The organism is Paenibacillus sp. FSL R5-0713, assembly GCF_037973325.1.
Taxonomy (GTDB): Bacteria; Bacillota; Bacilli; order Paenibacillales; family Paenibacillaceae; genus Paenibacillus.
The window spans coordinates 3521508-3546890 of sequence record NZ_CP150229.1 but is presented as its reverse complement, the minus strand read 5'-3'; the positions used below and the strand labels follow the sequence as shown (position 1 = coordinate 3546890).

Here is a 25383-nt window from a genome sequence, read left to right as displayed (position 1 = left end):
TTATATAAAGTATATGATCTTATTAATTTCTAGATTCTTATTTTTCCGTCAGGAAACGATAAAAAAGCCGCCAAAATAGCGACTTGAATGAGCATATGTTCTTCTTGTCCCTCGACATCTAAGACATTCCAGCTTGCTGTAAAACATCTTCTAATTTCAATTTTCCAACAACTTGATACCCTTTATGGTCTCCCAGTGGTTTAATAATGACTGTCTCCATACTCGAGAGTTCTCCTAATCCCAGACCGCTAGGAAAAGAGTGAGCTACAATAAGCCTGTTCGAATTCGTTGGAGAGGTTTGCTCTACTTCATTTGTAAATGCTTGAATTGTACTGTTTATATTTTCTGTGTCCAGATTTTGACTGAGTTTATATATGTTTAACCAAAATGTATTTTCTTTTACATTTTGTGCACCAAACGCAATCTGAGCAGTTTGGAGAGTTCGACACAGGGGACTTGCTTCCACGGGGAAATGGACGGGGATATTTAGTTTCCGAATAGCATGACCATATTTTTCTGCCTGTTCCTTTCCAAGCGCACTTAAATTCCTCTGTGTGGAGCAATCTGTCAGACTAAAATCTGGTTGATCAACTCCAACTGTTGCATCTCCATGTCGGACATAAAGGATGTAACCCCCTTTTTGTAGATCACTAATGAGAGAAGATGTGGATATTTCTGATGCTTCGGCAGTATGATATGCTCCAAAGAACAGAAAAAGATTAATGGCTAGAACGGTTAAACGGTACATGGATTTCCCCCCCTTTTTCTCCCTACTTTCCCCCTTCTTATCATTTTTTATTCAACATTTCTTCTCCTTGGGGGACATCAAAAATCGATAAATCCTCTCCTTTGAAAAAGAGGACTTTCTCCTCACCTGTTTCAATACACGTCGAATTGTTTTATGTTATCAACAGCTGGCTTTCCGAATGATAACTAGCCGGACTAGCACATACTAAGGAAAAGTTGGATGAAGATTACATAATGGAGGTCTCATCATGGTATTTACCATCACAATTATCATCGTTGCACTGTTTGCAATATGGGGGGGCGTCGCTCCTGATCAGCTGGCGGATGCAGCAAACGTTGCCTACAACTTCTCTATTCAGAATTTTGGCTGGTTTTATTTGTTAGCGACACTGTTCTTCCTGATCTTTGCTTTTTATCTGGCATTCAGCCGATTTGGCGGGATCAGGCTGGGGGATGACGATGATGAACCGGAATATTCTACGATTTCCTGGCTGTCCATGCTGTTTAGCGCTGGTATGGGAATCGGACTGGTTTTCTGGGGAGTTGCCGAGCCCCTGTCCCACTATTTATCTGCCCCGGAAGGAGCAGAAGCCGGAACTGCGCAGGCAGCAAGACTTTCCATGCGTTATTCCTTCTTTCACTGGGGGCTGCATCCTTGGGCGATTTATACCGTTATCGGTTTGGCGCTCGCTTACTTCCAGTTCCGGAAAGGTTATAAAGGGTTGATCAGTTCTACCTTTATTCCTCTGATCGGTGAGCGTCTTGCGGCTGGCTGGCTTGGTAAGATCATTGATATTCTGGCTGTTATTGCCACCATCTTTGGTGTTGCAACCTCTCTTGGATTGGGTGCACTTCAGATTGGTGGGGGACTGAATTACTTATTCGGTATTCCTAACTCGACGTTGTCCCAGATTGTCATTATCTCAATTGTAACCGTACTGTTTCTAATCTCGGCAACCTCCGGTCTGGATAAAGGGATTAAGATTCTAAGCAACACCAACCTCGTTATAGCTGTGCTATTGATGGTGTTTGTATTAGCGACTGGACCGACTTCTTTCATATTTGACACATTCACGACAACCTTGGGCAGTTATATGCAGAATATTATTAACATGAGTTTGAGATTGACGCCGTTCTCAAGAGAAACCTGGATTGGAGCATGGACGTTATTTTACTGGGCTTGGTGGATCGCATGGGCTCCTTTTGTCGGCACTTTTATCGCAAGAGTATCCAGAGGCAGAACCATCAAGGAATTTGTAATTTACGTCATGGTTATTCCAAGCCTTTTCGGATTTATATGGTTCTCAGTCTTCGGCGGAACCGGACTTCACATGGAATTGTTCAATGCCGCTCATCTGGCGGAAGCCGTCAAGGAAGATGCGACAACCGCCCTATTCCTTATGTTGGAGCAGTTGCCTTTGGGCTCGATCGTAGCATTCATCGCAACACTCCTCATCATGACCTTCTTTATTACGTCGGCTGATTCAGCTACCTTTGTGTTAGGCATGCTGTCTTCAGATGGCAAACTAAACCCAAGTACAAGAGTGAAATTGACTTGGGGAATCATGCAGTCCGCTATTGCGGTAGTGTTGCTGATTAGTGGGGGATTGAACGGCCTCCAGACGGCCTCCATCGTGTCTGCATTGCCGTTCGCTGTAGTCCTTATCGGGATGTGTTTCTCCCTGCTCAAGGCACTGCAGGCTGAGGACAAAGAGCGACGTCAGAAGGAAAAACGGCAGCGCCAAAAGCTGAAACGACTGCTGGAGGAACAAGAAAACTTGCAGCCTGAAGTTCCGGGCACGTAATGGAATGTAGTACAATCTTCTCCTTCTATTACATGCAAGTACATAAAAAAACCAAAGTTCCAATCGGAACTTTGGTTTTTTTTATGTAACATTTGAAGTTTTTTGATTCCTGTTGACTTTTGCATCAGGTGCTTTGGATAGCTTTAATAACTTCAACCTTTTTATCTCCTGCCGACTTCGCTACCTCTAATGTTGTTTTACCTTGGAAAACGACGATTCCGCCAGTAGCCAGCATAGAAACGATTAAAGCTGCGCTAACGGCTGTGCAAAGTTTCTTCTTGATCATAACGATACCTCCGATTTTTTTATATGGATTCACGTCACTCAACACAATGTGCCGTGCCGATCCCGTAATCAATTTCTACTTATACTTTGTCTCGAACAATTACATTATTTCACTTTTATATTCGGTATTCCCATCGATTATTTTATTATAGCTTACTGACAATGATTGTAAAAGGTTTAATTGGAGATACAACATGAGAACAAGTCCTTTTTTCTTCAATCGAAACACGAACTTGTACAAAAAAAATAAGCCGTTGAAATAGCGATTTAATGAAAATATGTTCGTGTCCTTTGACATTTTTCCGCGGCCGAGTTGTTTACGCATTATTCCAGACTGCTGAAAAATCGTTCAACAAATACATCACCATATATTTTCTTCATATGCGCCGTGTTAAAAATATATTGTTCCATATGCTCAAGCTTGCGCAGATTGCGGACGAGTACTTTCCGAACATCGTCAGATAGATCAGCGTCATCGTCTATCTTCTTCATAGCCTTTTTCACACGTGAGGATACCTGTTCAACATATACATGGTTTTTTGATTTTGGCGGAATACATTGCGTTAGGTCACAGCCTACAAAACGAACTCCGTCAAGGATGCAGTTTTCAAAATTGGCGATTAGCTTTTGTGTGCCATCTCCTTCAAACGTAATATCCACCAGCTTGCCGGTAAAGGAACAATTGACGATATTCGCCGCTTGTAGAATCCGGTCATTAAATCGGCATTTAAAAAAAGTACAGTCGATAAACGTTGCATTCTCCAATGTCATGCCTCTCAGATCGCAGGAGGGAAATTCGCAATTGGTGAAAACAGCTTCGTTCCTGGCAATGCCAACAGAGCGTAAGTCGGAACGGATAAAAGTACAATGATCAATCGTACAACCGGCAAAAAATCTCGCATTGGTAAAATCGCAGGTATCAAATACAAGATGTTTCAGGTTACAGCTCCAAAATATAGGTGAACCAATATTCGAATTTGTTATGGTTGTTTCGCTGATCGTTTCGTGTTCATACCTGACAATATCAGTGAATATTTCGTTGTCTATTGTCATGCCAGACTCCAGTCTTCTCATCCCTATCACCCTATCATTTCTTCGAAATATTCTTCCGTGCTAGAAAAAAAAAGTCCCATTCGGTGCCCCGTTTGGATAACTTCTAGGTAATTGACTATGATCTTGTACCAATAATATAAGAAAGTCGCTTAAAAAGCGACTTTAATAGATAGATGTTCTTGCATATTGCCATGACTTCTTCAATCCTAAATTTTGGCGGTCATTCTTTTGGATGTAAAGTTTCAACAAATGCAATAAACCTTTTGGCTGCTGGGGAAATATGATGATCTTCTCTCCACTTCAACCCGATTTCCCAGTACCATCCTTCATCAAGGATAGGGATCCAGACCAATTCATCTAACATTAACCCCAATGTCTTTGGCAATACTGATACACCAAGACCCGATTTGATAAAACCGGCTACAGTGATCAGGTCCTCCGCTTCATAAGCCGAAGCAAGAACAAAACCGGTATGTCGAAAACGGGACATGATCGTTTCTTTTAATCCGCAGTTGTTTTTCAATCCAATAAACGGCTCGCCAGATAGCTCTGCCAAACTAAGAGCATTACAATCTGCATAACGATGTTGGGAGGAAACAACGATATATAAAGGAACATTTTGAACCGTTTTCCAGTGATGATTGTCCAAAGTAGATTCCCTCGATGTAATCATAACATCCGAAAATCCTTGTTCTAGATGTTCATCGATATCCCCTAAATTTCCTTGTGTCAATTCGAACCGCACTTTAGGGTACTTCAATTGATAACTCCGGATTAGGTTAGGAATCAATTCAACACCAAGAATGTTTAGATAAGACAACGTAATTACACCCGTATCAGGATTGGACCACTCTTCGATTTCCCTGAGCCCATTTTCAATATTTTGTAGGGCTCTACCAATCCATTTAGAGAACATGGTACCGTTTCGGTTCAGCTTTATATTGCGTCCATTGCGCTCAAATAATGGAGCTCCTATTTCATTTTCAAGCTTGGCAATTGCATGACTTAACGCTGGCTGAGTAATACCGAGTTTTTTGGAGGCTAATGTCATATGTTCAAGCCGTGCAACGGTCATAAAGTATTCTAATTGTGTAAGTTCCATTAGGACAACCTCCTATATTAATATTATTCATCATTTTCATTATTATAATAAATTGGACGTTATGAAAGTGGCAAGTGTAGTATTAGTTCTAGCTCCTCTCTCATAACACAATGTTAAGAGACAAAGCAGTTTTTAATCATTGAATATTATTACTAGGAGGAATAATTATGCATAAAGAATTTGAGTACTCTCTATCTGAATTTAAAGGCAAAAAGGTGCTGGTAACTGGAGGAACAAAGGGAATGGGACAAGCTGTTGTAAAAAGACTTGCATACGCCGGAGCTACAGTCCTTACTACTGCCCGTTCAGTATCCACTGACTTGCCCAATTCAGTGAAATTTGTTCAAGCAGATGTCGCCACACCTGAAGGTACAGATCAAATAATTACAGCAGTAAAAGAACAACTTGGAGGCATCGATATTATTGTCCATTGCGTAGGTGGATCAACCACACCACCTGGAGGCGCACTTGTATTGAATGATGACGATTGGCTTCATGCATTAAATTGGAATTTACTCGCAGCAGTTCGACTTGATCGTGGCTTAATTCCACTTATGTTAGAAAATAATTCAGGCGTTATTCTTCATTTCACTTCTATCCAAAGACGTTTGCCTTTATATGAAACTACACTGGCTTATGCATCTGCAAAAGCCGCGCTGGCTAATTATAGCAAAGGACTATCAAATGAATTTTCCCCTCAAGGAATTCGCATAAATACATTGTCTCCAGGGTTTATCCAGACAGAAGCGGCTGATGTACTAATTGATCGGATCGCAGCGGAAACTGGAAGTCGAGAAAGTGCTCTTGAACAACTCATGACTTCACTCGGAGGTATCCCCATTGGACGGCCAGGGTTTCCTGAAGAAGTCGCTGAGCTGGCCGCATTTCTGGTATCAGACCGAGCAGCATCTATTACAGGTAGTGAATATGTCATTGATGGGGGAACTATCCCTACCGTCTAAAGCGATTTAATAAGAGGAGGAACAATATGGATCTCAATCATTTACCGTTTGTAATTAGCAAATACATTCATGCATCTAATAAACCAGACCCAGCAGTATTTGTAGATTGTTTTTCAGAAAATGCCGTTGTATTAGATGAAGGAAAAAAGCGAAATGGTAAACAGGCGATTCGGGAATGGAGTGATCAAAACCATTTCGCGGCGAATGTAACCTTAAAGCCAACAAAAGCAAAAAAAATAGGAGATGAAATTGTGCTAACATGCAAGCTCGATGGTACCTACGACAAGACTGGTCTACCCGATCCACTATTATTGAATTATCATTTTGTACTTGTTGACGATAAAATCGTCAGATTATCTATTATCTAAAGATAAACACAAAGGCCTTAGAAATTGTTTTCTAAGGCCACTTTGGATGTCTATGATTCATCATTTCAATTCGGTTTGTTACGCTGAGCTGTTCGAACAATTCCGTCAATGACCATTCCAAACAGCTGTTCCGGCAAATCATGTCCCATGCCTTTAAGCACCATATATTCGGAGCCCGGGATGGCTTTCGCCGTGTCTTCTCCGCATGCTGGCACAAACATGGAGTCTTCCGCTCCATGGATGACTAACGTGGGCACACCTATTTTCGCGAGTTGCGGACGCCGGTCTCCGGATACGGCAATAGCTGCAATTTGTCTTCCGATACTGCCCGGATCATACGCTCGTCGCAGTTCTTCACGAATCATGGAATGATACTCTTCCTCGTTAAACGCATAACCCGTACCTGCAATCTGTCTGGCAAAAGCCGTACTTTGAGCCAGATATCCTGCCTCATCCTCTCTCGGGTTCGGAGCTGGACGAGTCATTAACGCCATGATCTCTGGTGAAGTCTGTGGAAGTTCTGGATTGCCTGTAGTGGACATGATTGAAGTCAGCGAGATCACTCTATCGGGATAACGGCTTGCAGTGAGTTGGGCTATCATACCACCCATGGAACGTCCAACAATATGTGCTTTCGCGATGTCCAGTGCATCTAACAATCCAATCGTATCATCAGACATATCCTCAAGCGTGTAAGGTATATGGGGGCGTTGTCCTGACATAAGTGTTCTGGCGAGTGTTTCAAAATCCAGAGGATCGTGATGACTAAAATGAGTAGATAATCCGGTGTCTCTATTGTCAAAACGAATTACCCTGTATCCTCTGGCTGCCAGCATTTCACAAAAGGGGGCCGTCCATCGGATCATTTGTGTTCCCAGCCCGGCGATCAAGAGAATGGTTTCATGCTTTTCATCGCCATAACTGTCATAAGCAAGATCAATACCATTAACGTTTAATCTATTCATTAAAATATTCTCCTTCAAATTTATATTGGTTGCATGAACGCACCTTTGGCCAAATCCTTAACATAGTCTCTGATATCTGGCGTCCAGTCATCAATCCATTCGTAAAAAAGAGCTTCATTGCCGGCATACAGTGCTCTCAGAACCTCTTCATACTGGTCAAAGTCGCCTGCCATTGCAGTCATGAAATGATACGTCGCTTCTTGAGCGGCACGAACTTTACTTTCACTCTCACCCACACGGCGGGCTTCATCAATCAGTTTCCTCAATGTGACAGAAGCGCCTCCGGGTTGAGCTTTCAACCATTCCCATTGCCTGGGAAGTAGCGTAACTTCGCCAGATACTACGCCCAGCTTGGGACGACCAACCTTGCGAGCAGGCTGTTCATTTTCTTTTTCTGTTGTATCCGAAGTAGGCCCTTCCATACCCTCGCCGTGTAATCGGTCAAGCACTTCAACGGTGCTCCCGCGAAAATCAACGTCAACCGGTTTACCTGTCCCATCATGGAAAATAAGGATTTGTGCAAGTTGACTGTCCTCCAGATTATCTTTGGCAATACCAACAACATGTTGTAATGAGCCCTTCGCGAAGCAGGCTCGATCCACAAAAGCGGTGTAGCTGATTGGGTGTGATGAAGCTTGCATATGACTCCTCCTTCTCTGATCTTACCTTGACTCTTTTATATTACCCGGGTAAAAATATAAAGTCAATATTACCCGGGTATAATTATTTGTTTTGAAAAACGTCAAAAAACAGCAGCCCGATGAATGGACTGCTGTTATACAGCATATAGGTGGGGAATTTATTTTTTGGAAATCAATTTTTCTCTCCATGCACTTACGCCGCCTTGAAGATTAGAGATCTGAGCGTAGCCTTGCTTGCTTAATATTTTGGCTGCACTCTTGCTGCGCATGCCACTCTGGCAGTATAGAAAAACACGCTTGTTCTGTGGAATCTCGCTTAATCGCTGCTGCAGTTGCGACAAGGGGATGTTAATTGCTCCCGGAATATACCCTCTTTTATATTCAGCAGGCTCGCGCACATCCACCACCATGCCTGGAGGGTTTGTTTTGATGGCCTGTCGGAATTCATCCGGTTTTAGGTTGGTCAAGCCGGTGACCGGCTTCAGTCGAGTATAGAGGAACCATACAATCAGAAGCAAAATGGCGATATTAATAACAGTGCTTGTGTTCACTGGACTCTCCCTTTCTATTCATGGCAAAATAACAACCCTTCACTGCATACAACTGTCTGAATCCACGGCGTGCCAGTATGCGGGCTGCTTTTTGGCGGGATAGCCAATTCCGTGAAAAGATCATGACCTCCTGATCGGGTGACAGCTCCTTCATCCAGACTGCAGACAATCGGCCAATGGATATATTAATTGAACCCGGGATATGATCTTGCCAGTACTCGCTTGAGTCTCTGATATCCAGTATTCTGACGTTAGACCACCGTTTCTGTGACGGGTCCCATTCCTTGCTGTTCACATAGGTTAGGGAGGAGACCGGCCAGAGCTGAATGATTAGCCATAGGATACCAATTGTAGCTGCAATATACACCAGTGTCATTCATAACATCCTTTCTTCCACGTGCTTTCATTCCTGCAGTGAACAGGTCTTATCTAACCAATTGATCGTAATCTGTCCAGTTGCTAAGACCGCCTGTCATATTCACAATCTGGAACCCTTTCTCATGTAAAAGTTCACAGGCCAGGCCGCTACGGTTCCCGCTTCGGCAGATCACAATGATCTCTTGTGAGACTGGCAGTTCCTCAACCCGTTCCATCAACTGGCCTAGCGGAATATGTTTTGCCCCCTGTACATGTCCTTCTTCCCACTCAGCATCCTCCCGAACATCTAGCAGGTATAGCTGCTCCCCTTGTTTCAACTGCGACGATACCTCTTGAGGGGTGATTACTTTTGGAATTTGAAATGCCATCTACATCCGCTCCTTTTATAAAAAATATGGTTTTCAAGATGCTTTCTATTTATCTTCAAACCGAACATATGCTGAATGTATCCATATGCCGTCCATTATCATTTTAAACATATACCCCTATGGGTATTGTAACAACAGACTAGAACTTTCTCAAGTCTAGCCAGACTCTCCATTTTAATTCTGATTCTTGTACCTTGCCTATCGGCTTTTCACAAGAAGCTCCACCGCTTCCTTCACTAACTTACTCGTATCATTATTGCCAGCTTCTTGTTCAGCCTTGATACATTGTTGGAGATTATCTGCCACAATTTGTGCTAGAGCCCGGTCAGAAGCATTACGGACAGCGGACAACTGAGCAACAACCTCTTTACAAGGTTTATCTTCTTCCATTAGACGAAGCACACCACGGACCTGTCCTTCAATTTTGCGCAAACGTGTTTTTAAGCTATCTGAATAATGATATTCCATATCCAATCTACTCTCCTTTATAGCATACCAGTATAGGTATATTATAGAGCAAAAAAGGTTAGCTTACACCTTTAAATAAATAAGTTTACCTTTCCGTTCGATGCATCACCCAGATAAGCAGCAACACCTGCATATTGCAAACCATCGAGTAACTCTTCCTGTTTTAAACCTAGAAGATCCATGGTCATGGTACAAGCAACCAGCTTCACTCCTTGTTCTTGTGCCAATTCCATCAATTGAGGCAGGGATAAGGCATTGTGTTTTTTCATAACCTGTTTAATCATTTGCGGACCCAAACCGCCAAAATTCATTTTGGAAAGACCAAGTTTGTTGGCTCCTCGTGGCATCATCCATCCAAAGGCCTTTTCCAGAAAACCTTTTTTGGTCTGGATAACCTCGTCTTTCCGAAGAGCATTCAGCCCCCAGAACGTGAAAAATATCGTTACTTCGTGATCATATGCCGCTGCTCCATTTGCAATAATGAACGCCGCGATTGCTTTATCCAGCTCCCCGCTGAATAAGACGATCGTTGATTTATCTGCCATTAATCTTAATCCCCGCTTTCTTGAATACATAAATTACAATATCTTGAGAATGTGTTTCGCTCCTCTAAAGAATTGTTGACCAAACTTTCACGGCTGTCAGCGCAATCAATACAACGAGCCCATATTGAAGCACCTTGACATTGATTTTGGAACTGATTTTGGATCCTAGAGGAGCACCGATCAAACTTCCTACGACTGTAAATAAAGTTGGCCATAAAGGAATATGTCCGCCAGTAAGCTTTCCAATTACCCCGCCGATGGCTGAGATAAAGACGATGGCAAGTGAAGAAGCGATGGTCGTACGTGTCGGTATTTTAAGAATGGTGAGCATGATGGGAATGAGAATGAACGCCCCGCCCGCACCGACAATTCCCGAGACAATACCCACGATAAACGCTGACACAACCGCGATGATTTTATTAAATTGAAGATGATCTTGTATATTATCCGAGCCCCTGCGAGGAATCAGCATCAGTATAACTGCCAACAAAGCAAGAATGCCGTAGATCAGGTTAATAACATCTCCTTGAAGCAATCCCGATATATATCCTCCGATCAGACTTCCTGCCAGAATCCCGCTTCCCATATAAACAACGAGTCCCTTATGAATGACGGGTGGCTCCAGTTTTCCTTTGCTGTTTTTCTGAAATGCCAGAACTCCTGCAAGCGAAGCAAAGAAAACCTGAAACATGCTAATTGAAGAAACCTCATGAGCTGTGAAATGAGCTACCCCGAATAGTGGAGGTACATACAGCAATAGCGGATAGTTAATAATGGCCCCACCGATCCCTAACAACCCTGAGAAAAAGGACCCGATTAAGCCAAGAGTGATCATAATGATCAACATGAGGAAATCCATAGTTCTCCTCCTTTCCCTGGCTTAATCTGAATTAAGCCAGTTTTAAACACGCGAACATTTGCCCGGCTTCCTACTGCGTGTTCGCTTATTGTAGTGATTTAGATTTTTCGAACGTAAAACGTATACACTCCATCCTTTTCCTCATGAGAAATCAATTCATGTTTCGTTTGCTTCACCCAAGCCTGAAAGTCATTAAGGGAACCTTTATCCGTAGACAGGACTTCCATGATCTGTCCGGCTTCCAGACTATCCAGTGCTTTCTTTGCTTTAACAATCGGCATTGGACATGCCAATCCTTTCGTATCTACAGTCATATCTGTTTTCATCTCATGTTCCTCCTTTTAATTGTCATGCACGGCACAGCGGTTGGGACCAATTTCCATCTCACGTTGTTTATCTTCATCGGGTGTAATTTTACCCATGTTTGTCTGCCGGATCTCCTGATACGCATTCGGTTGAGGTGGAAGATTCTTGGTCACCGTGCGACGGAAATCTTGCTCATCACCAATGTTAAGGCCCGGATTTTTTTGATACAAATCAGAAAGTTTCGCCATAACCCGGCCGCCTTCCCCGAGCTCCGTTACTTTTCCAAAGTGTGCAGGCAGGACGATAAGCTCTGGAGAAAGTTCTTTATATCGTGTATAAAGTGTTTCACGAAGATGACCTACCCAATCCTCTGCAAGACCTGCAAGATCAGGACGACCAATCGATTCAATGAACAGGATATCGCCGGTCAACAGATATTGGTTATCTATAATAAAGGATGTGCTTCCAATGGTGTGTCCGGGAGAGTAAATGGGCTGAATTTGAATCGTTGTGCTGCCGACCGTGATGTCACGCCCTTCTTCAAGTCTCTCATAATTAAAAGTAACTTCCGTTGCATCTTTTGGAGGCAGCCAATAAGTGGCACCCGTATGCTCAGCTAATTTTCGTCCGCCTGAAATATGATCGGCATGCAGGTGTGTATCCAGTGTGTGTTTAATTTGTACTCCTTGCTCTCTTGCAAACTGTTCAAACACTTCCGTCATCCGCAGGGTGTCAATCACTGCGGCTTCTCCCCCCGAAATAACCATATAAGACAAACAGCCTTTCCCAACTCTTACGAACTGAAACAATGAACCTCCATCCTTCAATTCGCCAACTTTGACGGGTTCCAGATGTTCACTCCATGATTTCATGCCGCCTTCAAGGTAATAGACGTTGCTTCTGCCAGCTTCAACAATTTGTTCTGCCACAAATTTGGAAGAGCCTTCCTTTGCACATACAACAAGCAATTTTTTCCCATCAGGAATCTTGTCGAGTGCATCATCAACGCCGTCTAACAGATCAAAATAAGGAATGTTCACGATATTTACACCGTATCCTTCAATCTTCCAATCGTTGAAATCTGTTTCATTCCGAACATCAAGGATAAATATTTCTTCTTTAGCCAAGACAATAGTAGTTAGTTCCTTTGCCGTCATTGTTCTTAATTCCATTGCTAGTTTCCCCTTTCATCCTGCAAGCTCATTAGAACGACAATGTAACATTGGCATCCTTCGCAAAATCTAGAAAAGTGACTGCTCCGCCGACCTCAATCCCATCGATAAAGTCTTCTTTGGTCAGGTTCATTACATCCATCGTCATTTGACAAGCTATAATTTTGACTCCCAACTCCTGAGCCATTTCTACGAGCTGTGGAATAGATGGAACATTTGCATTTGTAAAGCCTTCAGCAATATGTTCAGCTCCTGCCGGGAGAGGCAGCTGGTGATGCGCTTGCTTATGAATCAAGTTTAATCCTTCAAATGTGAAGAAAATGGCAACCTCTGCTTCAGTTGCTGCTGAAGCGGTAGCAATATTAAACACTTTGTATGCATCAAACATCCCACCATTGCTTGCAATAATAGCCACTTTTGTACTCATTGTTATTACCTCCGTTTTTTTAATTGTTATTTATTTTTCTGTTGGCCCTGTCCAGCCAGTCATGCCTGGCTCTACATTATTTACTTTTTTGAATCCTTTTTCGGTAAGAAATTGACAAGCCAGATCACTACGGTTGCCGGTTCGGCATACAACATAAATATCATCTTCCTGATTAAGCTCCTGGATTCGGTTCTCGAGTTCACCAAGCGGAATAGAAATGGCTCCCGCAATTCGATTAAATGCATATTCAGCAGGTTCACGTACGTCCAGTACAGTCACCTTCTCATGATCTGCAAGTTTGATCTGTAATTCATCAGTTGAAATGACATATGGATGTTTCTTCTCTTCTTTGGTTTCGGTCGCACTCGCTTTGCGAACATAATGTTTAAGAACGTCATTATCCTCTAATGTTCCCAGATAATGATGACCTGTATTTTTGGCCCAGCCTTGGATGTCCGCGAGAGAACCCTTATCTGTAGCTTGTATTTCAATAACTTGACCAGCATCAAGTTGATCGATAGCCTTTTTCGTTCTTACGATCGGCATAGGACACGCAAGCCCCTTGCAATCAATGGTTTGATCTACTTTAATTTCGGACACTGTAACAACCTCCTCCAATATGATTATGAATAAGACAAGCATTAGAACAGAGCAACGAAGGGTATGTTTTTCTTCAGAAATGGCTCTGCACTCCGTTATAAACAGGAGATTAACTATAATACGTATACCCCTATGGGTATAATACAAAGATCATTTGTTTTTGTCAACACTTCACTAGATAGGAGATATCACTTAAATTCTGGAATAAAGGTTCTGAATATAAAAAAACCAACCACTTAGGTGGTTGGCTAATCTCTACTCCGATATTCTGAAAAAAGCTGTCACATGGAGTTTTACAAATCGATATAACTGACAGCAATTGAACCAGGACCTGTGTGCGAGCCGATAACACACCCGCCCTCAATAAGAATAATATCTTTAAAGTGATTCGTTTGCATCAGAGATGCATACAGTTTATCCGTCATTTTCTCTGCAAAGGTTTGAGCGATAATAAGTACGTTTGGACAAATCTCATCTTTACGGCTAACAATTTTTTGTACAACTCCGTCCAGAGCCTTTTCCATTTTTCCGCGATACTTCCGAATAGAGCGCACTTCTCCCTGAATAATATTCAGCACAGGACGGACTTTAAGGACATTCCCGATCAAATGCTGTAAACTGCTCACTCGTCCACCCTTATACAGATAATCCAGACGGTCCACGAATACCTCAATATTAACCTTCTCTCGTACATTCTCAATATCCTTGATCACTTGTTCAAGCGAACAACCCTCTTCAAGTGCCCTTGCCGCACGTACCACCAGCATGGCATAGCTTGCAGACAGATGCATGGAATCCACGATATGAACCTGCCCATGCGGTAGCTCGGATGCTGCAATATGTGCATTCTGGTTAGTGGAAGACACCTTGGATGACATGCTGATATATAAGATTTGTTTGCCTTCTTTGAGTGATTTTTCAAAATAATGAATGAAATCGGCTGGAGATGGCGCTGCTGTTTTGGGAATGATGCCCTCTTCATCTGAGCGATGATACAATTCTCCAGTCATGATATCTATATTATCTTTGTACGATTGAGCGCCCATAACGACATATAAAGGTACAACGCTGATATCGTATTGATCGAGCAGATCCTTTGATAAATCTGAAGTGCTATCCACCATTAATTTAATGTTCGAAGGCATTTCCATAGCTGCATCCGTCCAATCTCTTCGTATTTTGTGAAAATATAAAAACTTAAATTATCATTTGATATAAAAGTATATCACTTTATGGTGTGAGTCAACTTTCCTGTGAGAAGCACAGAAAAGTTGATGCCGATATCTCCGTATGTCCTTCAATTCATCTGGGGACTAATATGATTAACCAGATCCGTAAGTCTGGCTGTAAATTCTTCAACCATTATAGGGATTGGCTCATTCACTTTTGTAATTCTACCCAGTATGGGTTTGTTATCGGAGCCGAGCTGTTGGATTGGAACCGTGACCAATTGTTCCTTATAGGTGGAGGCCAAAGCATTAACGATAAAATCGGGAGCAATTGTAATCGCATTGCCCTTAACAACCATCTGACCCAACGCATCAGTGTTATTCGTAATTAGCGATATTCGATTGCCAGCACTTGCAGACATCAGATCATGGGCAATATTTTCGATATGTTCATCTTTATATAGAACAAAAACTTCGTTCTCCAAGGTTTCTGGAGATATCATTTTGAAATAACGCAGTGGTGAGCTTGTATTCATAATGATTACAGCACTGCCCTCTACGATCGGGAACCATTCAAACGTAGAATTTTGTTGACTTTTACTGTAGGATAATAAACCCATGTTCGCGTAACCTTCCTGTACTTGCTTCATGACGGTCTGAGTATCTCCTTCAATCATCTGCACCTTAAGCGCCGGATAACTTTGCATTAGCTCTAACGTTGCCTGAACGACTTGCGGAACAAAACCGGGAATGGTTGCAATCGTAATGCTCTCCATATGATCTTCCTTTAACATGAGCAATTCTTGCTGCATACTGTCTATATTTTTTAGAATAGCTGCTGCATGTTTCAGGATCAACTCCCCTTCTGTTGTCGGAGAAACACCCTTTTTGGTGCGGTGAAAAATGATGGTATCCATCTCTTCTTCAAGCTGTTTGATGGATTGGCTGATTGTTGGCACGGTTAGATGATGTACACTTGCTGCCTTGGTAAATGAACCGAATTGTGCAGCAGATATTAGATATTGAAGCTGGGAAATATTCATCTCATTCTTCCTATCCTTAATTAATTGTTTAGGATACTAAAATATTATTAAATATATTTTATGCTTATAATCAAGTATGATTTGTCTAAGGAGGTCGATAGTATGCGTAGTATTCGAAGTTTTCTTGTAGAATTGTTGCTCAAAATGACGAAAAGAAAAATGAATGTACATGAATTTATGGAAGAACGTAGAAAGAGTAATAGCGTCCCCTATGAAGTCCCTGTGAAGCTTAAACACAAATACAATATTACCAAGGATCAGAGCCTCCCCGTAGATACTTATATTATGAAATCCAACACTCAATCTGATGAACGGGTTGTTCTATATTTGCCTGGCGGAGGATACGTTGAGCAGCCACTGACATGGCACTGGCATTTCCTGAATCAATTGACGGAGCAATTAAATTGTACGGTGTATGCATCAGTGTATCCAAAAGCGCCAAACTATCAGTGTAGGGATGCAATTGCATGTGTGTTGAACATCTATCAGCATATCTTGAAAATAACCAAACCGCAAAATATCACCATCATGGGTGATTCTGCGGGCGGTGGCCTTACGCTGGCCTTTGCGCAATATTTGGCAGAACAAGGGTTACCTCAGCCAAAGGATATCATTCTGTTATCTCCATGGCTTGACATTACATTGAGCAGTCCCGAGGTCATTGCAATGATTGATGAGGAGCCAATGCTAAACTGGGACATGCTTGTTGAAGCTGGAAAATTATATGCAGGTGAACTGCCACTCTCTCACTACCTGGTCAGCCCGCTTCATGGCGAGATCAAAGACCTGGGTAAAATCTCCCTGTTTATCGGGACCCATGAATTATTCCTTCCGGATGCACGTAAATTTAAAGAAAAAGCGGCCCGGCAATCTGTAGATATCAATTATATCGAGTATCCAAAAATGAATCACGTATTCCCGGTATTCCCCATCCCTGAAGCCAAAAAGGCGCTAAAACAAATTATAGATATTATTAAAATTTAGAACTGCTGGAATAGCATTTCGGCTGTGATCGTTTCATTATAATTAGCGGCCTTCTATAGGCTCCCACCCATTCCCCTGCTCAATGGCCTACATACAATACATTAGACTAATGAACAGGAGTGATGTGATATGACATTTTTACCTCCTTTTGGACCTGGCGGAGGGTTTGGTGGACCTGGGTTTCCCGGAGGACCTGGGGGACCAGGAGGACCCGGTGGAATGCCTGGTCCGCCATCGTTCCCCGGTGGTGGAGGCGGTGGACCACAAGGCGTGCAAGCACCTACCGGGCCGCCACCATCATTCATTCCACAGCAACCCGCATCGTTATTTGCAGTTGATCCAAGAGCCATATCTGGCTGTCTGTTTCGCTACACATATATTTGGCCGGATCGTGGTCCCGGCTTCTGGATGTACCCGGTATTTGTAGGTAGAAATTCGGTGGCTGGGTTCCGCTGGAATGGCTTCTTCTGGTTATACACCGGCATTGATCTGCAGCGAATCAGCTCGTTTAGCTGTTTCTAGAAGAAATCCCCCTGTATACGGATTAATCCGCATACAGGGGGATTTAATTTATGAACTAATTAGCTGTCTAAAGCAACTTAATCAGCTTTTCCAGCTCATCTACCAGACTTTTTGCAAGTTCAAAATTAGTATCTTTCAGAGCCATTTCGATTTTCAGTTCAACAGACTTTTTCTTTTGTTCCGTTTCAAGATAGTCTTCATTAAAATGACTCGTATATATCATCTCTCTAAATTCTTGAATACTCATTTTAGTAATCGTCTTGTCCTCGATAATCAAAACATAATCCATACCATTTACAACCGAATAGAAATCGTGAGAAATCATTAGAATCGCACCTTTGTAGTCCTCAATAGCTTTCTCCAATGCGATTTGGCTATAGATGTCCAAATGGCTTGTCGGTTCGTCAAGAAGCAATACGCTCGCTTGACTGGCAGCAACTTTAGCCAATTGGAGCATGTTTTTTTCTCCACCAGATAAAGACTCTATCTTCTGATCAAGGATTTCTCCTTCGATGCCATAGTGCACAAGATGCGATCTAATCTCATCATACGTTTGAAAACCGGCATCAATAAAGTCATTTAGTATGGTATTCGAATCCTTAAGCATTTCACCTTGAAACTGAGATAAATAAGCCACTGTAGCATCAGCATTTATTTCAATGGAATCCTGATTGTTTTGGAAGATTTCACGGAGTAAGGTCGTTTTTCCGGTACCGTTTGGACCGATCAGGGCTACTTTATCTGTCGATTTGATCTCAAAGTTCACATGGTCCAAAAGCAACTCGTCAAAGGAAACGCTATAGTTATTGACGTTAACCACAACGGTGTCTTCTATTTCCTTTTCGATGCCAAAACGGATATTCGGCTGCTTGATATCGACAAAGGGCTCTTTAATTCGACGTGCTTCCAAGCGCTCTTGAAACCTGACTCTGGCTTTTAACGCTCTGCCTCTCGAGGCTTCCGAATTATAAGTGGCGATCTCTCTAAGATTGTCAATGATGTGATCGTATCTCTCAATTTCTTCAGCTTCAGCAACTGCAATTTCTTGTAACTCGATCTTCGTCTGAAGCAGCGAGAAGTTATAGTCGATGTATCGCCCATCAAACTCTTGGATCTCCGTGTTTTCAAGGTGTATTATTTTATTGAAACAATGATTTAATAGATAGCGATTGTGCGTAACAACGAGCAGCATACCTTTGTGGGTATTAATCAATTTTTTAAGTGCGTTCAGGTTTTCAAAGTCTAAAAATACATCGGGTTCGTCCATGATCATTAAGTCTGGACGATTCAGCATTTCCTTCATTACTTGAATAAGTTTGAATTCCCCGCCGCTTAATTCGGATACATCAAGATCTTTTAGCTTCATGAGGTTAGCCAGATTTAGCTGTTTATTAATGGTGTTTTCGAAATTATCCCCGTCCATGGCTTGGAAGGCATCCAAAGCCAATTGAACTTTATCCATCAGCGAATCCATATCCGATGTAGTTGCCATTTCCGCATAAAGGGCTGTGATTTCATCTTGTATCTTGATGAATTCTTCTCCGATATATTCAAAAACAGTCATTTCTTTCGTGTTATCGACTTGCGAGAACTGACTCACATACCCGATTTTGCAATCGGGGTCTATCTCTAACTTGCCATCGAACAAATATCTTTCCGGATCCATCAATATATCGATCAGTGTACTTTTCCCACTGCCACTTGTTCCTATGAAAGCACAATGTTGTGCCTCTTCAAGCGTAAATGAAATGTCTTGATATAGTTCCTTTTGCGGGAACGAGAAGGATAGGTTATCAACTTTTATCATCATGTTACCTTTCTTTATACCTAAATTGGTGATCATCATTAAATAATTTGTCGAACACAGACTTTTAGAGTAACACTGTTTACCACCAAGCACAATCCATTTGTAGCCCTTCCTCTCACTCCCAGATTCGAATACTTTCTATATGTTCACCTCAATTGAATAAAACTTAACATGAATATGGCTCCCGTTTTCTCACCTGTAACCTATATGTATATACAAATTTAGATTTAGTCTTCATTTCCCTCTTCAATGTTACGATAAATAGTATGGGGTTATACAAATAAACCATATTGCTTTATTACATCCAAGGGGGAGCAGAACGTGAGACAGACTCGCAAAAAAAAGATGGATTTAAGGTTCAAGCTGTATTTAATCATTCTGGTTCCACTACTGACCATGGGCGGTCTAATCATGTGGACCACGATCGATTCCAGTAAAAATGCGTCACTAATGACCATGCAGCATAACAATCAACAGTTGGCAGTGAATACTGCCTCTCAACTAGGCAAGGAATCTGAATTACTCAAGACATTATCCTCTACTGCTTCAGAGGAGAGCAGCGAATACAAAAGTCTTAGAGACGAACTTGTTAAAGTTAGGCTTCAATCGGGAGCCTTATATGTTTATATGTATGAAAAAACGTCGGACGGATGGATCTACACTGTGGATGGAGCGGATTGGGACGATACGGAATATAGCCCATACGGGACTGCCATGGAATTCAACCCCCAGATTCAGGAACGTTTAGTAAGCGGTGAAGTCGTGACAACAGGTATTGTAGACGATCCAACCTGGGGACAGCTACTGTCCTCTTTTACACCAATCAAGGATTCACAAGGTGCGATTATTGGCTATTTGGGAATCGATATATCTGCTGGAGCGGTGAATCAAGTCTCCTCGATCTCCGTGAATAATGCCTATCGAACCATTATACCGATTTTCGCGGTTGTATTGATTCTATCGCTGGTCATGATGTTATTGGTGGTAAGAGGTATCCTCAGACAAGTACGGGATATTAAGTCAAGTCTGGAACAGGTTGCGGATGGGAATCTCAAAGTAGTATCCACACATATGACCAACGATCAGCTCGGTGATATCAGTGATCTGATTAACGTCATGGTTGCCCAATTGACAAACATCCTGATGGGAATACAACAAGGTTCGAATACGCTGCAGCAGTCCTCGGCCAATATTGCGGAAACGGCTCAGACGAATCAGCGTCAGACTGAAGAACTCTCCAGAGCAATCGAGGAAATTGCTATAGGCTCCATGAAACAGGCAGAAGAAACCGAACATTCCGTCCAGCATTCGGAGAATCTCGGCAAAATTATGGATGAAGTAGGTTCTTACGTGCAACAGTTTACTCATACTTCAGAGCAGCTGTCTGCCGTACAAGTACAAGTTACACGTGAACATGAGGTTCTGCTTGAGAAAGGCCGGGAGAATGCCAAGCGGGTTGAGCATCAGCAGGAAATTTCCAGGTCCCTAACCACTCAATCAGAACTCGCTTCCTCCATTAGTGGACAAATCCACAACATCCTGAAACAAACCCAGATCCTATCGCTAAATGCTTCAATCGAGGCAGCTCGTGCTGGTGAGGCAGGTAAAGGTTTTGCGGTCGTTGCTGGTGAAATGGGACTGCTTGCTCAACAGTCCGAACGTTCCATCCAGGAGATTGATGTGATTCTGAGTTCATTTGTCCAAGAAACCCACCGGATGGGCAGTCATTTTGAAGCGAACATGGTGGCGGTCAAGGAACAGGAAGCACAGATCGCGGATTGCCTTCAGGCGTTCCGACAGGTTAGCCAATTATCGACTGAAGTGCATGAGCTTGCTCAGCGTTTGGAAAACCGGACGATGGATATGCATTCCATTCGACAGGAGGTGGAACAGCACCTGAGCTATATCGCGTCTGCAACCGAGGAAACTTCAGCCATGGCTGAAGAAGTCACGGCCAGTGCTGTGGAGCAGCAGCGATCCGCGAGTGAACTGTCGGACATCTCCGGGCAGCTCGCTGGCCTTGCTGGCAACCTCAAATCCTATTCCGATCAATTTCAGATTGAGGTCACTAAATCAAATCCCCCAACGTAATAGGAGTTTTGTCACGTTGACTAATTAAGGATTCCTCATTTATAATTCGGACATCGAAAGTCAGGCAGAATACTGCTTGCCAGGTAAGACTGAACTATAGATATGTAAACAAAACTCAACCGTGAAAGATGTGAGTAATTATGAGTAAACAAAAGGTATACTACGGTAAGGATATCGAGGTCATGTTTAATTCGGATGTCTGCATTCATTCCGGTATTTGCGTAAAGGGCCTCCCTGCTGTGTTTGATTTGAGCAAGCGTCCTTGGGTTGATCCTGATGGTGAGACTTCGGAGGCCATTGCCCGTCATATCGACACATGTCCAAGCGGAGCATTGACGTACAAGCTTCTGAACGATGAAGACTCAACAAAGAAAGAGGATGAACATGCATAATGTAGAACATGAAGTTGCCAATAAGAGATTTCTTATTCATGATAACGGCGACATTGCTGCGGTAATGACGTATGTAATTTCAAGTCCAGAACTATACATTATTGATCACACATTGGTTGAAAATGCATACCGGGGACAAGGGCTTGGGGATGAACTTATCAAAGCTATGGTTGAATATGCGCGGGAAAATGGTATTAAGATTTTACCTTTATGCCCTTTTGCCAAGGGACGTTTCGAACGTATCTCCGAATATGCGGATGTTCTCCATCAATAAAACTAACTTTCTCCGCTGAATTTCATGTGGCTAACCAATGTAATGGTTAATTATTGGCGAATTCCGATACTCCCGCCACACAACAATTAAAAAGCGTCTATATCATTCAGAACATGATATAGACGCTTTTTACGTTTCCTGCTTATACGTTATCGCTTAAACCAACGATTGTTTCGAACGGTCGCAACACCAGTGGCAGCATGCCACTCTCATAGTTGGTAAGCCAGATCTCCGAGAAGTTGAGGCCAAGCTCATCTTCCTCAAGCTCCACGATATGTTCGGTTAGATTGATGACAACCAGCACCTGTTGGTCTGCCAGTGTACGTGTATATGCATATACACTCGGATGATCCGGCATAAGAAGTTCATAGATACCGTAAGTCAACGTATCGTGTTTTTTTCGCAGCTGAATCATTCGTTTATAAAAGTGAAGGATGGAACGTGGTTCCTGAAGTTGTTTCTCTACATTAATATTGACGTAGTTGTTATTCACTTTTAACCATGGCGTACCGGTAGTAAACCCGGCCTCTTTGGACGAAGACCACTGCATCGGCGTTCTGGAATTATCACGACTTGAAGCCCAGATGATGTTCATGATCTCTTCATGAGACATCCCCTCTTCACTTTTAATCTGATACATATTCCGATCGGCGATGTCGTTATAATCTTCTATGGAAGGGTAAGCCACGTTGGTCATGCCTATTTCTTGCCCTTGATATATGAAAGGTGTGCCTTGCATGAAGAAGTACATGGCACCAAGCGCAGTGGCACTTTCATACCAATACGCACTGTCATTTCCCCAAGATGAAACTTTGCGGGGCTGATCATGATTTTCAATAAACAATGCATTCCAACCGACGTTTTCCAGGGATTTCTGCCACTTGGTCAAGACGTTTTTCAATTTGGGGATATCCAGTTCTCTGTCCGTACTGTTTTTCCAAAGGTCTAGATGTTCGAATTGGAAAACCATATTAAATTTCCCTCTGACTTCACAGATCCAATCCAGCAGATCTTCCTGGTCCTCTACCTTTACTCCGTTCGCTTCCCCAACAGCCACGACGTCATATCTGGACAATGTATTCTCTTTCATTTCTTGCAGATAACTCTGGATTCCCTTCACATTCATATGTTTTTCAAAAGAAGAGATGTATTTGAAGCCTTCTTTAACAGGCATGTCCAAGAGGCCCTCTTCCTTGTGAATATGGCTAATGGCATCCACACGGAACCCATCAATCCCTTTATCCAGCCACCAATTCATCATTTCATATATGGATTTACGAACATCTTTATTAGCCCAATTCAAATCCGGTTGTTTTTTGGAGAACAGATGGAGATAGTACTGTCCGGAGACTTCATCATATTCCCAGGCAGAACCGCCAAAGATGCTCTCCCAGTTATTCGGTTCCTCTCCGTTCTTCCCATCTCGCCAGATGTACCAGTCTCGTTTGGGGTTATCCAGCGAAGTTCTGGATTCAATAAACCACGGGTGTTCGTCACTTGTATGATTAATCACCAAGTCCATAATAAGTTTCATGCCACGGTGATGCACTTCATGCAGTAATTGGTCAAAGTCTGCCATCGTGCCGAATTCATCCATAATGGAACAATAATCACTGATATCATAACCATTATCATCGTTGGGTGACTTATACATTGGGCAGATCCAGATCAGATCAATACCGAGATCTTGGATATAATCCAGCTTGGATATGATCCCCTGAATATCACCAACACCATCTCCGTTGGAATCCATAAAACTTCTCGGATAGATTTGATAGGCTACTGCTTCTTTCCACCATACTCTTTTCATTGAATATAATCCTTCTTTCTTGAGAACTGACAATTATATAACATATTACGTAGTATGCTTTAATTATGAATAAGGTACATTCTTGCTTCATATGGGCGTAATATGCTCTCGGAGAGCTCACCTGTATAATTGGATATCAAAAGCTGATTGGACTTTGTTAAATGCTCCTGAAGAGAAAGTTCGGTTGTATCCCCCTCGAAATTGCACACCACCAGAATCGTAGTACCATTCAACGTGCGGGTATAGGCAAACACGTCTGGGTTTTCTGGAAAGATCAGCTCATAATCACCATATACAATGACTTCATGGTCTTTTCTAAGTTGAATCAACTTCCGGTAATAATGGAATATGGATGCGGGGTTATTCAAACTTTGCTCGGCATGGATATGCTTATAATTCGGATTTACCTTAATCCAGGGTTCCCCTCGTGTAAAACCTGCGTTATCAGAAGTATCCCACTGCATGGGTGTTCGTGCGTTATCGCGGCCCTTGGCGTAGATCGACTCCATCACGCTGCTTTCAGGATAACCTCTCCCCATTCTTTCCTTATAAAAGTTCAGCAATTCAATATCTCGATAATCCTCAATCGCATATTGTACATTCGTCATACCCAATTCTTCACCCTGATAAATATAAGGCGTGCCTTGCATGCCATGAAGAAGGGTAGCCAACATTTTAGCCGATTCGATCCTGAATTCGCCATCGTTCCCCCAACGTGAGACAATTCGGGGCAGATCGTGGTTGTTCCAGAACAAACTGTTCCAGGCTTCGCCCCCTAGCTCCGTCTGCCATTTGGACAGCACTTTTTTCAATTCCAACACATCCAAAGGTTTAAGAGCCCACTTTCCTTTGCCTTCTTGTTCATCCAGACTGATGTGTTCAAATTGGAATACCATTGAAAACTCGCTGCCGTCCGGGTTGCTGTACAGTTTGGCGATTTCCGGAGTGGCGCCCCATGTCTCGCCTACGGTCAGAAGGTCTTCCGCGTTTTGGAACGTCTCCTTGCTTAGTTCCCTGATATATTTATGCAGATTCGGTCCGTTGCCCGTAATCTTTGCATCCGGTTCTTTGCCAATTAAGTCGATAACGTCAAATCGGAAACCACCAACACCCTTGTCGATCCACCAATTGATCATGTTGTATATCTCCTGCCGGACTTTCGGGTTTTCCCAGTTGAGATCTGGCTGTTTGACGGAAAATAGATGTAAATAATATTGCCCGATCTCAGGCACCCATTCCCAAGCTGAACCACCGAAGGTTGAACCCAAGTCGTTCGGAGCCGTTCCTTCAACACCATCTCTCCAGACGTAATAGTCATGGTACGGATTGTCTTTGCCTTTTTTGGCTTCTTGGAACCAGGGGTGTTCATCCGATGTATGGTTCAACACCAGATCCATGATGATCCGAATATCTCGTTTCTTCGCTTCAAGAATTAACGTTTCCATATCTTCCAAAGACCCAAACATCGGATCAATATCCTGATAATCTGAAATATCATAACCGTAATCATCCTGAGGGGACTTGCACACAGGTGATAACCAGATCGCACCAATGCCGAGTTCCTGCAAATAATCCAATCGGGATACAATGCCCTTCAAGTCGCCGATGCCATCTCCGTTACTATCTTGAAAACTCCGTGGATATATTTGATACACAACGGTTTCTTTCCACCATTTTTTATTTTCCATG

Annotated in this window: 29 protein-coding genes; 8 read left to right on the top strand and 21 right to left on the bottom strand. The window is 42.6% G+C overall.

Features of this window, described 5'->3' with window-relative positions:
• Window positions 1–118: 118 nt before the first annotated feature.
• A complete protein-coding gene (locus MKZ12_RS15780; protein WP_339255342.1) occupies window positions 119–748 on the bottom strand; it encodes a histidine phosphatase family protein in 630 nt (209 codons plus the stop codon).
• 247 nt (window positions 749–995) lie between these two features.
• Between MKZ12_RS15780 and MKZ12_RS15775 the strand changes: the two genes are divergently transcribed.
• Window positions 996–2552 (top strand): BCCT family transporter, encoded by a 1557-nt coding sequence (locus tag MKZ12_RS15775; protein WP_339233677.1) that lies wholly within the window; start codon window positions 996–998, stop codon window positions 2550–2552.
• A 124-nt stretch (window positions 2553–2676) separates the two neighbouring features.
• Here MKZ12_RS15775 and MKZ12_RS15770 read toward each other — a convergent pair whose 3' ends face one another.
• The 3 genes from MKZ12_RS15770 to MKZ12_RS15760 form a co-directional block, all read right to left on the bottom strand.
• On the bottom strand, window positions 2677–2838 hold the full coding sequence (locus tag MKZ12_RS15770) for a hypothetical protein (protein ID WP_339233675.1): 162 nt from the start codon (window positions 2836–2838) through the stop codon (window positions 2677–2679).
• Window positions 2839–3161: 323 nt separating this feature from the next.
• Entirely contained in the window at window positions 3162–3911 is a 750-nt protein-coding gene (locus tag MKZ12_RS15765) for a pentapeptide repeat-containing protein (RefSeq protein ID WP_339255340.1), read from the bottom strand.
• Between the two features lie 199 nt (window positions 3912–4110).
• Entirely contained in the window at window positions 4111–4992 is an 882-nt protein-coding gene (locus tag MKZ12_RS15760) for a LysR family transcriptional regulator (protein ID WP_339233673.1), read from the bottom strand.
• 167 nt (window positions 4993–5159) lie between these two features.
• Between MKZ12_RS15760 and MKZ12_RS15755 the strand changes: the two genes are divergently transcribed.
• Entirely contained in the window at window positions 5160–5954 is a 795-nt protein-coding gene (locus MKZ12_RS15755; RefSeq protein WP_339255339.1) for an SDR family oxidoreductase, read from the top strand.
• Window positions 5955–5980: 26 nt separating this feature from the next.
• The gene (locus tag MKZ12_RS15750; protein ID WP_339233669.1) at window positions 5981–6322 is read left to right on the top strand and encodes a nuclear transport factor 2 family protein; all 342 of its coding nucleotides are present in this window, start codon (window positions 5981–5983) and stop codon (window positions 6320–6322) included.
• A 65-nt stretch (window positions 6323–6387) separates the two neighbouring features.
• Here the strand turns inward: MKZ12_RS15750 and MKZ12_RS15745 are convergent, their stop codons facing one another.
• From MKZ12_RS15745 to MKZ12_RS15680, 14 genes are all read right to left on the bottom strand, one after another.
• On the bottom strand, window positions 6388–7287 hold the full coding sequence (locus MKZ12_RS15745; protein ID WP_339255338.1) for an alpha/beta hydrolase: 900 nt from the start codon (window positions 7285–7287) through the stop codon (window positions 6388–6390).
• A 20-nt stretch (window positions 7288–7307) separates the two neighbouring features.
• On the bottom strand, window positions 7308–7928 hold the full coding sequence (locus tag MKZ12_RS15740; protein WP_339255336.1) for a DUF2239 family protein: 621 nt from the start codon (window positions 7926–7928) through the stop codon (window positions 7308–7310).
• Window positions 7929–8086: 158 nt separating this feature from the next.
• On the bottom strand, window positions 8087–8479 hold the full coding sequence (locus MKZ12_RS15735) for a rhodanese-like domain-containing protein (protein ID WP_339255334.1): 393 nt from the start codon (window positions 8477–8479) through the stop codon (window positions 8087–8089).
• Window positions 8457–8855: a rhodanese-like domain-containing protein gene (locus MKZ12_RS15730; protein ID WP_339233660.1), complete on the bottom strand. Its 399-nt coding sequence runs from the start codon at window positions 8853–8855 to the stop codon at window positions 8457–8459. Before MKZ12_RS15730 ends, MKZ12_RS15735 begins: the two co-directional genes overlap by 23 nt.
• A gap of 49 nt (window positions 8856–8904) precedes the next feature.
• Window positions 8905–9225: a rhodanese-like domain-containing protein gene (locus MKZ12_RS15725; protein WP_339233658.1), complete on the bottom strand. Its 321-nt coding sequence runs from the start codon at window positions 9223–9225 to the stop codon at window positions 8905–8907.
• Between the two features lie 198 nt (window positions 9226–9423).
• Window positions 9424–9693, bottom strand: a complete 270-nt coding sequence (locus tag MKZ12_RS15720; protein WP_339233656.1) for a metal-sensitive transcriptional regulator — start codon at window positions 9691–9693, stop codon at window positions 9424–9426.
• A gap of 71 nt (window positions 9694–9764) precedes the next feature.
• Window positions 9765–10238, bottom strand: a complete 474-nt coding sequence (locus MKZ12_RS15715) for a DsrE/DsrF/DrsH-like family protein (RefSeq protein ID WP_339255333.1) — start codon at window positions 10236–10238, stop codon at window positions 9765–9767.
• 64 nt (window positions 10239–10302) lie between these two features.
• The gene (locus MKZ12_RS15710; protein WP_339233652.1) at window positions 10303–11097 is read right to left on the bottom strand and encodes a sulfite exporter TauE/SafE family protein; all 795 of its coding nucleotides are present in this window, start codon (window positions 11095–11097) and stop codon (window positions 10303–10305) included.
• A 98-nt stretch (window positions 11098–11195) separates the two neighbouring features.
• Window positions 11196–11423: a sulfurtransferase TusA family protein gene (locus MKZ12_RS15705; protein ID WP_339233650.1), complete on the bottom strand. Its 228-nt coding sequence runs from the start codon at window positions 11421–11423 to the stop codon at window positions 11196–11198.
• Between the two features lie 15 nt (window positions 11424–11438).
• Window positions 11439–12575: an MBL fold metallo-hydrolase gene (locus tag MKZ12_RS15700; RefSeq protein WP_339255331.1), complete on the bottom strand. Its 1137-nt coding sequence runs from the start codon at window positions 12573–12575 to the stop codon at window positions 11439–11441.
• 31 nt (window positions 12576–12606) lie between these two features.
• The gene (locus MKZ12_RS15695) at window positions 12607–13002 is read right to left on the bottom strand and encodes a DsrE/DsrF/DrsH-like family protein (protein WP_339233646.1); all 396 of its coding nucleotides are present in this window, start codon (window positions 13000–13002) and stop codon (window positions 12607–12609) included.
• A gap of 30 nt (window positions 13003–13032) precedes the next feature.
• A complete protein-coding gene (locus MKZ12_RS15690; protein WP_339255329.1) occupies window positions 13033–13644 on the bottom strand; it encodes a sulfurtransferase TusA family protein in 612 nt (203 codons plus the stop codon).
• Between the two features lie 251 nt (window positions 13645–13895).
• Window positions 13896–14747, bottom strand: a complete 852-nt coding sequence (locus MKZ12_RS15685) for a DegV family protein (RefSeq protein WP_339255328.1) — start codon at window positions 14745–14747, stop codon at window positions 13896–13898.
• Window positions 14748–14899: 152 nt separating this feature from the next.
• A complete protein-coding gene (locus MKZ12_RS15680; protein ID WP_339255326.1) occupies window positions 14900–15814 on the bottom strand; it encodes a LysR family transcriptional regulator in 915 nt (304 codons plus the stop codon).
• Window positions 15815–15916: 102 nt separating this feature from the next.
• Between MKZ12_RS15680 and MKZ12_RS15675 the strand changes: the two genes are divergently transcribed.
• Together MKZ12_RS15675 and MKZ12_RS15670 are read left to right on the top strand one after the other, a co-directional pair.
• Entirely contained in the window at window positions 15917–16798 is an 882-nt protein-coding gene (locus MKZ12_RS15675) for an alpha/beta hydrolase (RefSeq protein WP_339255325.1), read from the top strand.
• Between the two features lie 129 nt (window positions 16799–16927).
• The gene (locus MKZ12_RS15670; RefSeq protein WP_339233633.1) at window positions 16928–17320 is read left to right on the top strand and encodes a collagen-like protein; all 393 of its coding nucleotides are present in this window, start codon (window positions 16928–16930) and stop codon (window positions 17318–17320) included.
• Window positions 17321–17387: 67 nt separating this feature from the next.
• Here the strand turns inward: MKZ12_RS15670 and MKZ12_RS15665 are convergent, their stop codons facing one another.
• A complete protein-coding gene (locus MKZ12_RS15665; RefSeq protein WP_339261440.1) occupies window positions 17388–19127 on the bottom strand; it encodes an ATP-binding cassette domain-containing protein in 1740 nt (579 codons plus the stop codon).
• Window positions 19128–19448: 321 nt separating this feature from the next.
• On the opposite strand from MKZ12_RS15665, the gene MKZ12_RS15660 reads away from it, so the two are divergent.
• From MKZ12_RS15660 to MKZ12_RS15650, 3 genes are all read left to right on the top strand, one after another.
• Window positions 19449–21218: a methyl-accepting chemotaxis protein gene (locus MKZ12_RS15660; RefSeq protein ID WP_339255323.1), complete on the top strand. Its 1770-nt coding sequence runs from the start codon at window positions 19449–19451 to the stop codon at window positions 21216–21218.
• 140 nt (window positions 21219–21358) lie between these two features.
• Complete coding sequence (locus tag MKZ12_RS15655; protein WP_339255322.1) at window positions 21359–21610, top strand: (4Fe-4S)-binding protein; 252 nt, start codon at window positions 21359–21361, stop codon at window positions 21608–21610.
• Entirely contained in the window at window positions 21603–21884 is a 282-nt protein-coding gene (locus MKZ12_RS15650) for a GNAT family N-acetyltransferase (protein ID WP_339255320.1), read from the top strand. Before MKZ12_RS15655 ends, MKZ12_RS15650 begins: the two co-directional genes overlap by 8 nt.
• Before the next feature lie 142 nt (window positions 21885–22026).
• Here the strand turns inward: MKZ12_RS15650 and MKZ12_RS15645 are convergent, their stop codons facing one another.
• Together MKZ12_RS15645 and MKZ12_RS15640 are read right to left on the bottom strand one after the other, a co-directional pair.
• On the bottom strand, window positions 22027–23694 hold the full coding sequence (locus tag MKZ12_RS15645; RefSeq protein WP_339255318.1) for an alpha-glucosidase: 1668 nt from the start codon (window positions 23692–23694) through the stop codon (window positions 22027–22029).
• 59 nt (window positions 23695–23753) lie between these two features.
• Window positions 23754–25382, bottom strand: a complete 1629-nt coding sequence (locus tag MKZ12_RS15640; protein ID WP_339255317.1) for an alpha-glucosidase — start codon at window positions 25380–25382, stop codon at window positions 23754–23756.
• Window position 25383: the final 1 nt, after the last annotated feature.